Genomic DNA, 13,188 nt, shown 5'->3' on the forward strand with positions numbered 1-13,188 from the left:
TGCCTGCCAAGGCGCTGGGCCGCGTTGCGATGCTTGCCCGGGCAGCAAGCCCGGGCCGCGCATCGCGCCTTGCCCAGCGCCTTGGCAGGCACCGGCGCGAGCCTTCCCGTCGTGTTGACAGGCCCCTAATCGAACAACAAGCATGAGCAAGAAGCACATCGAAGAATGCATCCGTGACAGCCTCGAGACCTATTTCAAGGACCTGCGCGGCGTCGAGCCGAACGCCATGTACGACATGATCCTGAAGGTCGTCGAGAAGCCGCTGCTCGACGTCGTGATGAAGCATGCCGACGGCAACCAGAGCCGGGCCGCCGAATGGCTGGGCATCAACCGCAACACGCTGCGGCGCAAGCTGCTCGACCACAAGCTCACCAAGTAATCGAGACCCTCCGGGACCCCTTATGCAAGCCCTGCTTTCCGTTTCCGACAAGACCGGCGTGCTCGCCCTCGCACGCGATCTGCACGCCCTCGGCTGCAAGCTGCTGTCCACCGGCGGCACCGCGAAGCTGCTCGCCGACGCCGGCCTGCCGGTGACCGAGGTCGCCGACCACACCGGCTTCCCCGAGATGCTCGACGGCCGCGTGAAGACGCTGCACCCCACGGTGCACGGCGGCCTGCTGGCCCGGCGCGACCTGCCCGAGCACATGGCGGCACTGAAGGAACACGGCATCTCGACGATCGACCTGCTGGTCGTCAACCTGTATCCGTTCGAGGCCACGGTGGCCAGGCCCGGCTGCACGCTGGAAGACGCGATCGAGAACATCGACATCGGCGGGCCGGCGATGGTGCGCTCGGCCGCGAAGAACTGGAAGGACGTCGCGGTGCTGACCGACGCGTCGCAGTACGCCGGCGTGATCGCCGAGCTGAAGGCGAGCGGCAGCGTCAGCCGCGAGACGAAGTTCAGGCTGTCGGTGGCGGCGTTCAACCGCATCGCCGACTACGACGGCGCGATCAGCGACTACCTGTCGTCGCTGCAGGCCGACGGCAGCCGCAGCGCCTTCCCGGCGCAGAGCAACGGCCGCTTCGTGAAGCTGCAGGACCTGCGCTACGGCGAGAACCCGCACCAGGCCGCCGCGTACTACCGCGACCTGGACCCGGCGCCCGGCTCGCTGGTGACCGGCCAGCAGCTGCAGGGCAAGGAGCTGTCGTACAACAACATCGCCGATGCCGATGCGGCCTGGGAATGCGTCAAGTCGTTCGGCCCCGCCGACGCGCCGGCCGCCTGCGTGATCGTCAAGCATGCGAACCCGTGCGGGGTCGCGATCGGCGCCGATGCCGCGCAGGCCTACAGCAAGGCGCTGCACACCGATCCGAGCTCGGCCTTTGGCGGCATCATCGCGTTCAACGTCGAGCTCGACGGCGCGGCGGCGGCGCTGGTCGTCAAGCAGTTCTCCGAAGTGGTGATCGCGCCGTCGTTCAGCGCCGACGCGCTGGCGGCCTTCAAGGGCAAGCCGAACGTGCGGCTGCTGCAGATCGCGCTGCCGCCGGGCGGCGCCACGCCGTGGCTGCAGGGCCGCAATGCCCAGGATGTGAAGCGCGTCGGCTCGGGCCTGCTGATCCAGACCGCCGACCTGCATGAGCTGGCGCTCGCCGACCTGAAGGTCGTCACCGTCAAGCAGCCGACGCAGCAGCAGATGCTCGACCTGCTGTTCGCCTGGAAGGTCGCGAAGTACGTCAAGAGCAATGCGATCGTGTTCTGCGCGAACGGCATGACGCTCGGCGTCGGTGCCGGGCAGATGAGCCGCGTCGATTCGTCGCGCATCGCGAGCATCAAGGCCGAGAACGCCAAGCTGTCGCTGAAGGATTCGGCGGTCGCGAGCGATGCGTTCTTCCCGTTCCGCGACGGGCTCGACGTGGTGGTCGATGCCGGCGCGAGCTGCGTGATCCACCCCGGCGGCAGCATGCGCGACGACGAGGTGATCGCCGCCGCGAACGAGCGCGGCATCGCGATGGTGCTGACGGGCATCCGCCACTTCCGGCATTGAGGCCGGCGGCTACCATCCCGGCATGACCCGCCCCGAGTTCGTCGGATTATTGCTGTCGTCGATCGCCCGCCTGATCACCGGTGCCCAGGGGCACTGGTACGGCAGCCCGCCGAAGGCCGAGCAGCGAATCTACTTCGCCAACCACCAGAGCCACTTCGACTGGGTGCTGATCTGGGCGTCGCTGCCGCACGACCTGCGGGCGCAGACGCGGCCGATCGCCGCGCGCGACTACTGGACCTCGTCGCCGCTGAAGCACTGGATCACGCGCGAGGTGTTCAACGCGGTCTACGTGAGCCGCGTCCGCACCGAAGACGAAGACCCGCTGGAGCCGCTGGTCGACGCGCTGCGCAACGGCGACTCGCTGGTGATCTTTCCCGAAGGCACGCGCGGCAACAAGGGCGAGCCGCAGGCCTTCAAGGCGGGCCTGTACCACCTGGCCGAGCAGTTCCCCGACGTGCACCTGATCCCCACCTGGATCGACAACGTGCAGCGCGTGATGCCCAAGGGCGAGGTGGTGCCGGTGCCGATCCTGTGCTCGGTGACCTTCGGCGCGCCGATGACGCTGGCGGCCGGTGAAGACAAGCGCGTCTTCCTCGACCGCGCGCGCTCGGCGGTGCTGGCGCTCAGCAAGGTGGCCGCCTGATGGGTGCGCTGCGTCAACTGACGGTGACCCAGCAGGTCGGCCTGTTGTTCGTGATCATCTTCGGGCTGCTGGCCATCGTGACCGGCCTCGCGTTCGCGCGCTCGCTGCGCGAGCTGTCGCCCGAGGTGGCCGAGCTGACCGAGCGCTTCCGCCGCGAGCTGCGCGCGGTGTGGATCGGCACGGTGCTGTTCTGGGTGGCCTGGGCGTCGGGCGCGTTCATCGCGACGCTGCTGTTCGCGCTGATGAGCTTCCTCGCGCTGCGCGAGTTCATCACGCTGACGCACACCCGGCGCGGCGACCACCGCGCGCTGCTGGCGGCCTTCTTCGTCGTGCTGCCGGCGCAGTATGTCCTCGCGGGCACGCGGCACTTCGACCTGTTCACGGTGTTCATCCCGGTCTATGCGTTCGCGGCGCTGCCGATCCTCGCGGCGCTCGGCAACGACGCGACGCGCTTCCTCGAGCGCACCGCGAAGATCCAGTGGGGCACGATGGTCTGCATCTACGGCATGAGCCACGCACCGGCGTTGCTGCTGCTCGACTTCGAGGGCTACCAGGAGCGCGGCGCCTTCCTGGTGCTGTACCTGGTGCTGGTGGTGGCCTGCGCGCAGGGCGTGCAGGCGCTGGCAAGCCGGCACGTGCGCGCGCGGCCGGTGGCCCGGCACATCGATCGCCAGTTCTCGTGGCGCGCGTTCATCATCGGCGCGCTCGGCGGCGGCCTGGTCGGCGGGCTGCTGTACTGGATCACGCCGTTCAAGCCGGCGCAGGCGCTGCTGATCGGCTTCATCGCGTCGGGCTGCGGCACGCTGGGCTCGCTGGTGATGCAGGCGCTGAAGCGCGATGCCGGCGTGCGGCGCTGGGGCAACCGGGCGTCGGTGACCGGGGCGGTCGGGCTGCTCGACCGCGTCGCGCCGCTCGCGTTCGCCGCGCCGGTGTTCTTCCATTCGGTGCGCTGGTATTTCGACGCATGAGAGCGACGCATGAGAGCGACGCATGAGAGCCGACGCATGAGAAACGCCTGACATGCGCATCCTCGGCATCGACCCCGGATTGCGGACCACCGGCTTCGGCGTCGTCGACGTCGACGGGCAGCACCTGCACTACGTCGCGAGCGGCACCATCAAGACCGATGCCGCCGACATCGGCCACCTGCCGGCGCGGCTGAAGATCATCTTCGACGGCGTGCGCGAGGTCGCGGCCCGCTACGAGCCGCATTGCGCGTCGGTCGAGATCGTCTTCGTCAACGTCAACCCGCAGAGCACGCTGCTGCTCGGCCAGGCGCGCGGCGCGGCGCTGACGGCGCTGGTGTCGGGCAACCTCGACGTCGCCGAATACACCGCGCTGCAGATGAAGAAGGCCATCGTCGGCCACGGCCAGGCGCGCAAGGAGCAGGTGCAGGAGATGATCATGCGGCTGCTGAAGCTGCCCGGCCTGCCGGGCAAGGACGCGGCCGATGCGCTCGGCCTGGCGGTGTGCCATGCGCACGCCGCGAAGTCGTTCGCCGCGATCGAGCGGGCGACGCAACGCACGCGCACGACGCGGGCGCAGTTCAAGGCGGGGCGCACCTACTGATGACCGGCACGATGTGGCAAGCCGCACGGCGGTGCCTGGCGACCGGGGTCCTGTTCGCGGCCGCGGCCGGCTCGCTCCACGCCCAGGAGACGGCCTCGTTCCCGCCGCTGGAAGCGGCCGGCGCTGCGCCCTACGCGATCGGCACCGAGGCCGACCTGGCCGCGTCGCCCAGCTGGACCGACCTCGAAGCCCTCGCGCTGAAAGAGGCCACGCTGACGCGCGGCTCGTTCAGCGGCGTCGACGGCGTCAAGATCCACTACCGGCTGTACCAGCACCGTGCCGAGACGCGTGGCGGCGTCGTGATCTCCACCGGCCGCACCGAAGGGCTGGCGCTGTACCAGGAGACGGTGCGCGACCTGGTGCGCAGCGGCTACTCGGTCTACATCCACGACCACCGCGGCCAGGGCTTCTCGCAGCGGCTGCTGCCGCAGGACGATTCGATCGGCCATGTCGAGAACTTCGACGATTACGTGAACGACCTGGCCAGCTTCGTCGACGGCCCGGTGCGCGCCGCGCGCGTCGGCCGGCCGCGGCCGCTGTTCCTGCTGGCGCATTCGATGGGCGGCGCCGCGGCGGCCTTGTTCCTCGAGGCTTCGCCGTCGGCGCGCATCGCGGCGCTGGCCCTCGTCACGCCGATGATGGCACCGTGGGCCACCGGCGCCAGCAACGCCGGCGTGACGGCGCAGCTGGCCGACTACCTGTGCGACGGCGGCACGATGCAGCTGTCGGGCATCGCGTGGCTGATGCCGAAGAGCTATGCCGAGGGCACGCCGTTCGACCCGGCCTACGAGCTGATCCGCCAGCGCGCGCCGGATGCGCCGAACGCGCTGACCCACAGCGCCGCGCGCTTCAGGCGCCACTGGGACATGCGCGCACAAGCGCGCTGCGACGGACCGGACTGCGGCTCGCCGCATGCCAAGGTGGGCGGCGTGTCGTACCGCTGGTTCCAGCAATCCTGCGGCGCGGCCGAGCGGGTGCGCGGCGACGCGGCCGGGCGCATCCGCCAGCCGGTGCTGCTGCTGCAGGGCGAACAGGACGTGGTCGTGAAGCCGTCGGCGCAGAAGACCTTCTGCGACAACCTGAACGCGGCGCATGGCGCCGGCTACTGCATCGGCCGCACGGTGGTGCAGGGCAAGCACTCGCTGCTGATCGAGTCCGATGCATACCGCATCCCGGTGCTGCACCGGGTGCTCGGCTTCTTCGACTGCGTGGCCGGCGGCGCGGCGCGCTGCGAGTGAACCGCCTGCAGCCCTTCTAGAATCGCCGCGTCCGCCTTGATCGGCGGACAGCGTTCTCAGGGCGGGGCGGAATTCCCCACCGGCGGTATCCGTGAGCGATCACGGGAGCCCGCGAGCGCCCGTTCATGCAGTGGCCAACACCGGTGCGTGAACGGGGTCAGCAGACCTGGTGCGATGCCAGGGCCGACGGTCACAGTCCGGATGAAAGAGAAACGCGAGTACCACGGGCGCAGCAGCTTCGGCTGCAGCGCCCGCGTTGTCGCGCGCCCTGATTCTGGCCATCCAACTCGAGGAACCCATGAATCAGACCCCCACCACTCCCTCCCCTGCCGACTCGCCGCGCATCGCGGTCGTCTGCGCCTCGTGGCACCGCGAGATCGTCGAACAGGCCCGCCGCGGGCTGCTCGACGAGTTCGAACGACGACGGGTCTCGACGCACGGCATCGATGCGTTCGACGTTCCCGGCGCATTCGAGATCCCGCTGCATGCGCAGAAGCTCGCGCGCAGCGGCCGCTACGACGCGATCGTCGGTTGCGCACTCGTCGTCGACGGCGGCATCTACCGCCATGAGTTCGTCAGTGCGGCGGTGATCGACGGCTTGATGCGCGTGCAGCTGGACACCGGCGTGCCGGTGTTCTCGGCCGTGCTGACGCCGCGGCACTTCCATGAGCATGCGGAGCACCGGCAGTTCTTCAGCGAGCACTTCGTCAAGAAGGGCGCCGAAGTCGCCGGCGCCTGCCTGGCGACACTGGAAGCGCTCAGGGCGCTGCCGGCATGACGCCGCTCAGCGGTACGTGATGTCGCACCCGCGGCGTGGCGCCGAGTTGCGCCGTCGCCGCCTCAGTGCTTGCGGCGGTCGAGGCTCGAATGGCCCTCGATCGCCGGAGACGGGCGCAGGCGTTGCGGCGACAGCTCGTCGCGCGCCCGCTGCTCGAACGACATCAGCCGGCCGAACTCGAACAGCACCAGCCCGACCAGCCCGATGCCGCCGGCCATCGCCAGCACCTGCGCCGCCAGCAGCGCATCGGCCGCATGCAGCCATGGGCCCGCCACCAGGCTGGCCAGCCCGACGACCGCGCCGGCATGCAGGCCGGCCGAACCGACGCGCTGCAGTGCATCGGCCAGGCCGACGGCCGGCCAGGCGTCCAGCGTGCCGGGCGTGCGCACGACGAGGCCGATGCGGTACAGGCCTGCGAGCATCAGCACCAGCGCAATCAACCCGGAGAACAGCGCGGCGGCGGCCGTGGTGGCATCCCCGAAGAGCGGCAGGCTGCCGAGCCGCGCCAGCGCGAGCGGCACCAACAGCCCGAACAGGTTCAGGCAGTAACAAAGCTTGAGCAGGAACGTGGCCCGTTTCATGTGGTCTGAGTCTTCTGAAGTGAAACGCCTCCCCGGCGCATGAACGGCGCAGTCTAGCGAGCAGGCGCGCCGTCGTCGCGCACGGTGCGCCCCCTCTGTTGGGGGGTCTGTCGGCCGGCGGCGACAACAGGTGTGAGCAGCGGTGTCGCCAGCGCCCTGTCGCGGCCGGGCTGGACGGCGTGCCGAGGCCATGGAGAATGGCGCCTTTTGCCGCCGCCGGAGGATTTCCCGATGCCCCACCGCCACCTCGACACCCGCAAGCGCTGGCTCGCGCTGGCCGTGCTGTGCCTGGGCGTGCTGATGATCGTGCTCGACACGACCATCGTGAACGTCGCGCTGCCGTCGATCCGCAGCGACCTCGGTTTCTCGGAGACCTCGCTGGTGTGGGTGGTCAACGCCTACATGCTGACCTTCGGCGGCTTCCTGCTGCTGGGCGGGCGGCTCGGCGACCTGTACGGCCAGCGGCGGCTGTTCCTGCTCGGCATCGCCGGCTTCACGCTCGCGTCGCTCGGCTGCGGGCTGGCGCAGTCGCAGGGGCTGCTGATCGTCGCGCGCGCGGTGCAGGGGCTGGCCGGCGCGGTGGTGTCGGCGATCTCGCTGTCGCTGATCATGAACCTCTTCACCGAGCCGGCCGAGCGCGCAAAGGCGATGGGCGTCTACGGATTCGTCTGCGCCGGCGGCGGCAGCATCGGCGTGCTGCTGGGCGGGCTGCTGACCGGCGCGCTGAGCTGGCACTGGATCTTCCTGGTCAACCTGCCGATCGGCATCGCGGTGGCGGCGCTGTGCCTGGTGCTGCTGCCGGCGACACCGACGGTGGCCGGCGGCACGCGGCTCGACGTGGCCGGCGCGGCCACCGTCACCGGCGCGCTGATGCTGGCGGTCTACGCGATCGTCAACGGCAACGAGGCCGGCTGGCTGTCGTTGCAGACGCTCGGGCTGCTCGGTGCCGCCATCGTGCTGATGGGCGCCTTCCTCGCAATCGAGGCGCGCGTGGCGTCGCCGCTGGTGCCGCTGTCGCTGTTCCGGCTGCGCAACCTGTCGACGGCCAACATCGTCGGCGTGCTGTGGGCGGCCGGCATGTTCGCGTGGTTCTTCATCTCGGCGCTGTACCTGCAGCTGGTGCTGGGCTACACGCCGATGCAGGTCGGGCTCGCGTTCCTGCCGTCCAACCTGATCATGGCGGCCTTCTCGCTCGGGCTGTCGGCCAAGCTGGTGATGCGCTTCGGGCTGAAGAAGCCGCTGGCCGGCGGGCTGCTGGTGGCCGCGCTCGGGCTGGCGCTGCTCGCGCGCGCACCGGTCGACGGCAACTTCTGGATCGACGTGCTGCCGAGCATGCTGCTGCTCGGCGTGGGCGCCGGCGTCGCGTTCAACCCGCTGCTGCTGGCCGCGATGAGCGAAGTGCAGCCGCAGGATTCAGGGCTGGCCTCGGGCATCGTCAACACCGCGTTCATGATGGGCGGCGCGTTGGGGCTGGCGGTGCTGGCCAGCCTGGCGGCGGCGCGCACCGGCGGGCTGGTCGACACCGGCGTGGACGCGAAGCAAGCGCTGGCCGCGGGCTACCACCTCGCGTTCCTGATCGGCAGCGTGTTCGCCGCGGCCGGTGGGCTGCTCGGGGCGGCGCGCTTCACCGCGGTGGCCGCGCCGGCCGAGGGGACCACGGCGCCTGCGGCGTGAGTCGCAGGCCGCGGTCGCGGATCGGCATCCGGACTGCGTCAACTGCACTCGAGCTGCAGCGACTGGATCGAGCCGCCGACGCCGAGCTTCGTGATCAGCCCGCCTTCGCGGCTGTTCGGGCCGAAGGCGATGGAGCGGTCCTTGAACATCGCGTGTTCGTAGACGCGCAGCGTGGCCTTGGAGCCGGTCACCAGGCTGTCGATGTTCTTCTTCAGCTGCCTGCCGTTCATCTTGTCGGCGCTGTCGAGCGAGACCGGCCCGACCAGCGTCGCGACCTCGCCCTTGAAGTTGCGGTCGCTGTAGAACTGGACCCAGCAGCCGGATTCCAGCTGCGGCGCCGTCAGTTCGACGGGCACCTGCACGATGACCGGCTGCGGGCGCGTGTCGCCGGTGTCCGTCTGCAGGTTGCTGGGGGTGGAGCTGCAACCGGCGGCGAGCAATGCGGCGAGTGCGGCCAGCGACAAGGACGTGGTGGTGCTTTTCATTCGACTCCTCGTGAAGTTGGAGCGGCCTCCGAGGCGGTGGCCGGTCTTCGACGATGGTCGATGCGGCGCGTCGGGCCGTCGATCAGACGGCGGCCTTTCGCGATGTAGGCGGGCATCACCTTGCGAGGCCGACCCGGAGGGGCATCCGGGTCCGGCCCTTCACTTGTCGGCGTCGCCCTTCAACTGCGGCAACGCTGCCCCGCCCGCCGACGTCAGCAGCCCCGCCTGCGAGTACACCATCAGCTTCTCGCGCGTATCGGCGATGTCGAGGTTGCGCATCGTGAGCTGGCCGATGCGGTCCAGCGGCGAGAACGGCGCGTTCTCGACCTTCTCCATCGACAGCCGCTCCGGCGCGTAGGTCAGGTTCGGGCTGTCGGTGTTCAGGATCGAGTAGTCGTTGCCGCGGCGCAGTTCCACCGTGACCTCGCCGGTGACCGCGCGTGCCACCCAGCGCTGCGCGGTCTCGCGCAGCATGATGGCCTGCGGGTCGAACCAGCGGCCCTGGTACAGCAGGCGGCCGAGCTTCAGGCCGTTCATGCGGTACTGCTCGATGGTGTCTTCGTTGTGGATGCCGGTCACCAGGCGCTCGTACGCGATGTGCAGCAGCGCGAGGCCCGGCGCTTCGTAGATGCCGCGGCTCTTGGCCTCGATGATGCGGTTCTCGATCTGGTCGCTCATGCCCAGGCCGTGGCGCCCGCCGATGCGGTTGGCTTCGAGGAACAGCTCCACCGGGCTCGCGAACGTCTGCCCGTTCAGCGCGACCGGCCGGCCTTCTTCGAAGCGCACCGTGACCTCTTCGGCCTTCACGGCCACGTCGTCGCGCCAGAAGGCCACGCCCATGATCGGGTTGACGATGCGGATGCCGCTGTTCAGGTGCTCCAGGTCCTTGGCCTCGTGCGTGGCGCCGAGCATGTTGCTGTCGGTGGAGTAGGCCTTCTCGGCCGACATCTTGTAGCCGAAGCCGGCCTTCGTCATGAAGGCCGACATCTCAGCGCGGCCGCCCAGTTCGTCGATGAACAGCTGGTCGAGCCACGGCTTGTAGATCTTCAGGCCCGGGTTGGTCAGCAGGCCGTAGCGGTAGAAGCGCTCGATGTCGTTGCCCTTGAAGGTGCTGCCGTCGCCCCAGATGTTGACGTCGTCCTCCTTCATCGCCGCGACCAGCATCGTGCCGGTGACCGCGCGGCCGAGCGGCGTGGTGTTGAAGTAGGTGATGCCGGCGGTGGAGATGTGGAAGGCGCCGGCCTGCAGCGCGGCGATGCCTTCGTTGGCCAGTTGCAGCCGGCAGTCGACCAGGCGGGCCTTCTCGGCGCCGTACTGCATCGCCTTGCGGGGGATCTCGTCGTAGTCGGGCTCGTCGGGCTGGCCGAGGTTGGCGGTGTAGGCATAGGGCAAGGCGCCCTTGAGCTTCATCCAGTGCAGCGCGGCGCTGGTGTCCAGGCCGCCGGAGAAGGCGATGCCGACTTTCTGCCCGAGGGGCAGGTTCTGGAGGATGGTGGCCATCTGGGATCTTCGAGAGGAGGAATGGGTCCGACGAGCGGGGCGGGCCGCTATTTTCGGTCTTTTTCAGGCGCCGCCGGCTGCTCTCGATCATCGAATGGCGACAACATGCTTTGCACCTCGGAATGCCTCAGGTGCCGGGAGAACAACTCGGATCCATGGCGCAGCGGCGTATCGAGAATCTCGAACACGCGCTCAACCTTGAAGAAGAGCCAGGCGACATGTGAGCCATCCATCGCCACATAAGACGACTGCCTCGACAAGGCAAGAGCAGCCGCCTTTTCTTCGGCCTCTGCGGCATTGGGGGCCTCCACGAGGAGGATCGACTCCTCCCAGAGGTTCTCGCCATCGAACACGCCTTCTCGAGACGAGCGGAACAGCAGGTTGGCCGCAAACAGCAGATCGCTATTTTTTGAATCGGTTGTCATTGATGAGCTTCCATGCCTTCTTGGCCGAATTGTCACCAGCCTTGGCCTGATCGAGTATCTCCTTCAGTGTGCGGTTCCTGAACTGCCCTGGGAACTCTCGATTGATGGATCCCTGGCAATTCTTTCCGATCCAGTCGCCGGCCCGGGACGAGAATTTTTCGATCGCACTCCTGGCAAGGGTCTGCTCTTGTGGAGCAAGCGCCTCCATCAAGGTTTCCAGCTGCCGCACGTCACCCCGCGCAATCGCCGAGTTCAACGTTGCATTCGGACCGTCCAGACTCTGAAGACCCCACGGATCCACGTACGCCAAAGGGTTGCCGTGCACATAGGGATAGGTCGACAAGCTGCCGGCCGCGAGCCCGATGGGGTCTGACTGCGTGTATCGCCCATCCTCCGAGCTGTAGTAGCGAAAGTAGTTGTAGAACAGCCCCGATTCCTGGTCTGCGTACTGCCCAGGGAAACGCAGGTTGAAGGTGAAATGCCCCAGCCCGCTCGGGTTGGTTTCTGGTGCGGCCGTCCCGAACGGCTCCGAAATCCATCGCCAGCGGACGACGTTGCTCTTGTCGACGATCACGCGCGGCGTGTTCAAGTGATCGGCGTGGATCCTGTACACGAGCGGGTCACCGCTTGGGTTCGCCGGGTCAGGCGTGAAGACGGCAACCGGGATGTCGTCCAACCACACGTACTCGCGCAGCGCCGCTCCGTTCTTGTCGTACTCGCCCAAGAGATGCCCCGCCGTGTCGTAGGCGAAGTTCACGGTGCTCTGCGGCCCCGTGCTGCTGACCTTGCGCACCCGCCGTCCATCCGCGTCGTACGTGTAGGTCGTCGTGACGCCCGCCTTCGTGAGCGTGGCCATCCGGCCCTGCAGGTTGTAGGTCGCCGAGTAGCTGGCGGCGACGGCGGCCTGAGATACCGCCAGCATCGCCATCGCAATGAGTTTCTTGAGATTGAGGGGCATGGTCCTTCCTGTTCCATCGAGTTCTGATGGCGGAAAGCCTCGGCCCGCATTTTGAAGAAACTTTGCACAAGACCCCGCCGGCAGCGGGCGCCGGCCAGTGAAAACGAAGTCTCGGTCGATCGGCTACCCACCGCTGCGCCCCCCTCGCCAACGCCGCCCCTCGCCCAGTGCCTTCAGCTTCGCCTCGGCCATCGCCCGGCTCTTCGCGCGACTCAGCTTTGCAAGCCTCTTTGGAAGATGGAAGGCGCGGCCGCGCTGCAGTTCGTTTGTCGCCGCGCCTCAGGCCGGGTTCATGGCAGCGAAGGTGGCCTCGTAGCGACCATCGCGCTCAGCCCAGCGCCTGGCGAAATCCCGCTCGAGCAGAACCTCGCCACGCGGTATATCGCCGGCATCCAGGATCCGGAGCACCTCGGCCACGTAGTCGTCCAGCGGCATCGCGCGCGGGTCGCGGGCCTGCTGTGCGCCGGTGAGCTCGGTCTGCACATAGGGTGGAGAGAGCTCCAGCACTTCCACCGGGATGGGCCGCAGCTGGTGCCGCATCGACTGCAGCCACGAATGCAGGAAGGCCTTGCTGGCGCAGTAGGTCGGGAAGTCAGCGCGCGGGACGAACGCCAGCGCGGAACTGGTGGCAAGAAAGGCCGCGTGCGGCTTGTCCTTGATCAGTGGAAGGAAGGCTGCCGCCGTGCGCATCACGCCCAGAATGTTCGTCCGCACGATCGCTTCGGCGTCATCGGCCCGCCATGCATCGGAGGCCATGTCTTCAGTGCGCGAAATGCCGGCGTTGGCGAGCAGCACGTTCAATTCAGGAAAGCGCTCGCGCAGCTCGATGGACAGCCGCGACAACGACGCAGCGTCGTCGACATCGAGCTGCAGGCCCACAAGGCCGGGCCTGGCGCCGGTGATGTCGTCGAGCAGGGCCTGGCGGCGCCCTGTGATGACGACGCGGTTGCCGCGGTCGTGCAGGGCCTCGGCCAGTGCGCGGCCGATTCCGCTGGTGCCGCCCGTCACGAGGATGGTGTTGCCGGTGAGTTTCATGGGTGTTGCTTCAGGGTAGGTGGTTTGGGTTGCTGCGAAGCCGCAACACGGATCAACACGTTCTCCCTGCCCCCGGCAGCCATGCAAGCACCGGCCTGGAACACCAGGCGGACGAGCAGCGTTGGAAGGTGGGACATGCCGGGCAGATTCAATCCCGGCAAGACAGAACATGTGGTCATCGAAACGGCGTCGCAAATCATCGAGAACTGCCCTGCTGGGCTCCTCTCGACAAAGGACGCGTTGGATGACGGTAACGCCTACGGCAGTCGCCTGGCGGCGACTGCGGGCGAGAGTTTATAGGCCGATCGAGGACGGGG

At 68.3% G+C, this 13,188-nt stretch carries 14 protein-coding genes and 1 riboswitch; of the genes, 8 read left to right on the top strand and 6 right to left on the bottom strand.

Annotated features, from left to right (window positions below):
• The first annotated feature begins 142 nt into the window (after positions 1-142).
• The 7 genes from FHT26_RS04295 (at position 143) to FHT26_RS04325 (ending at position 6,213) form a co-directional block, all read left to right on the top strand.
• Entirely contained in the window at positions 143-379 is a 237-nt protein-coding gene (locus FHT26_RS04295; protein ID WP_047500781.1) for a Fis family transcriptional regulator, read from the top strand.
• 22 nt (positions 380-401) lie between these two features.
• On the top strand, positions 402-1,985 hold the full coding sequence (gene purH / locus FHT26_RS04300; protein ID WP_168558941.1) for a bifunctional phosphoribosylaminoimidazolecarboxamide formyltransferase/IMP cyclohydrolase: 1,584 nt from the start codon (positions 402-404) through the stop codon (positions 1,983-1,985).
• 22 nt (positions 1,986-2,007) lie between these two features.
• Entirely contained in the window at positions 2,008-2,628 is a 621-nt protein-coding gene (locus FHT26_RS04305; RefSeq protein WP_168558942.1) for a lysophospholipid acyltransferase family protein, read from the top strand.
• On the top strand, positions 2,628-3,596 hold the full coding sequence (locus tag FHT26_RS04310) for a phosphatidate cytidylyltransferase (RefSeq protein WP_210427244.1): 969 nt from the start codon (positions 2,628-2,630) through the stop codon (positions 3,594-3,596). Before FHT26_RS04305 ends, FHT26_RS04310 begins: the two co-directional genes overlap by 1 nt.
• Before the next feature lie 52 nt (positions 3,597-3,648).
• Positions 3,649-4,197 (top strand): crossover junction endodeoxyribonuclease RuvC, encoded by a 549-nt coding sequence (gene ruvC / locus FHT26_RS04315; RefSeq protein WP_056805769.1) that lies wholly within the window; start codon positions 3,649-3,651, stop codon positions 4,195-4,197.
• Positions 4,198-4,208: 11 nt separating this feature from the next.
• Complete coding sequence (locus tag FHT26_RS04320; protein ID WP_168558943.1) at positions 4,209-5,435, top strand: alpha/beta fold hydrolase; 1,227 nt, start codon at positions 4,209-4,211, stop codon at positions 5,433-5,435.
• Positions 5,436-5,483: 48 nt separating this feature from the next.
• Positions 5,484-5,653: riboswitch (FMN riboswitch) on the top strand.
• Positions 5,654-5,733: 80 nt separating this feature from the next.
• Complete coding sequence (locus tag FHT26_RS04325) at positions 5,734-6,213, top strand: 6,7-dimethyl-8-ribityllumazine synthase (RefSeq protein WP_168558944.1); 480 nt, start codon at positions 5,734-5,736, stop codon at positions 6,211-6,213.
• 62 nt (positions 6,214-6,275) lie between these two features.
• On the opposite strand, the gene FHT26_RS04330 is transcribed toward FHT26_RS04325, so the two are convergent.
• Positions 6,276-6,794 (bottom strand): hypothetical protein, encoded by a 519-nt coding sequence (locus tag FHT26_RS04330; protein ID WP_168558945.1) that lies wholly within the window; start codon positions 6,792-6,794, stop codon positions 6,276-6,278.
• A 231-nt stretch (positions 6,795-7,025) separates the two neighbouring features.
• Here FHT26_RS04330 and FHT26_RS04335 point away from each other — a divergent pair, with 231 nt between their 5' ends.
• Positions 7,026-8,468 (top strand): DHA2 family efflux MFS transporter permease subunit, encoded by a 1,443-nt coding sequence (locus FHT26_RS04335; RefSeq protein WP_168558946.1) that lies wholly within the window; start codon positions 7,026-7,028, stop codon positions 8,466-8,468.
• A 38-nt stretch (positions 8,469-8,506) separates the two neighbouring features.
• Here FHT26_RS04335 and FHT26_RS04340 read toward each other — a convergent pair whose 3' ends face one another.
• The 5 genes from FHT26_RS04340 to FHT26_RS04360 form a co-directional block, all read right to left on the bottom strand.
• Positions 8,507-8,953 carry a hypothetical protein gene (locus tag FHT26_RS04340; protein WP_056805753.1) on the bottom strand — a complete coding sequence of 149 codons (447 nt, stop codon included), beginning with the start codon at positions 8,951-8,953 and terminating at the stop codon, positions 8,507-8,509.
• 159 nt (positions 8,954-9,112) lie between these two features.
• Positions 9,113-10,453 carry an argininosuccinate synthase gene (argG, locus tag FHT26_RS04345; protein ID WP_168558947.1) on the bottom strand — a complete coding sequence of 447 codons (1,341 nt, stop codon included), beginning with the start codon at positions 10,451-10,453 and terminating at the stop codon, positions 9,113-9,115.
• A 47-nt stretch (positions 10,454-10,500) separates the two neighbouring features.
• A complete protein-coding gene (locus FHT26_RS04350; RefSeq protein WP_168558948.1) occupies positions 10,501-10,878 on the bottom strand; it encodes a DUF4288 domain-containing protein in 378 nt (125 codons plus the stop codon).
• A complete protein-coding gene (locus tag FHT26_RS04355; RefSeq protein WP_168558949.1) occupies positions 10,856-11,836 on the bottom strand; it encodes an RHS repeat domain-containing protein in 981 nt (326 codons plus the stop codon). Before FHT26_RS04355 ends, FHT26_RS04350 begins: the two co-directional genes overlap by 23 nt.
• A gap of 279 nt (positions 11,837-12,115) precedes the next feature.
• Positions 12,116-12,871: an SDR family oxidoreductase gene (locus tag FHT26_RS04360; RefSeq protein ID WP_168558950.1), complete on the bottom strand. Its 756-nt coding sequence runs from the start codon at positions 12,869-12,871 to the stop codon at positions 12,116-12,118.
• Positions 12,872-13,188 lie beyond the last annotated feature (317 nt).

Origin of the sequence: Rhizobacter sp. SG703 (assembly GCF_012275445.1) — a bacterium.
GTDB lineage: Bacteria > Pseudomonadota > Gammaproteobacteria > Burkholderiales > Burkholderiaceae_C > Rhizobacter.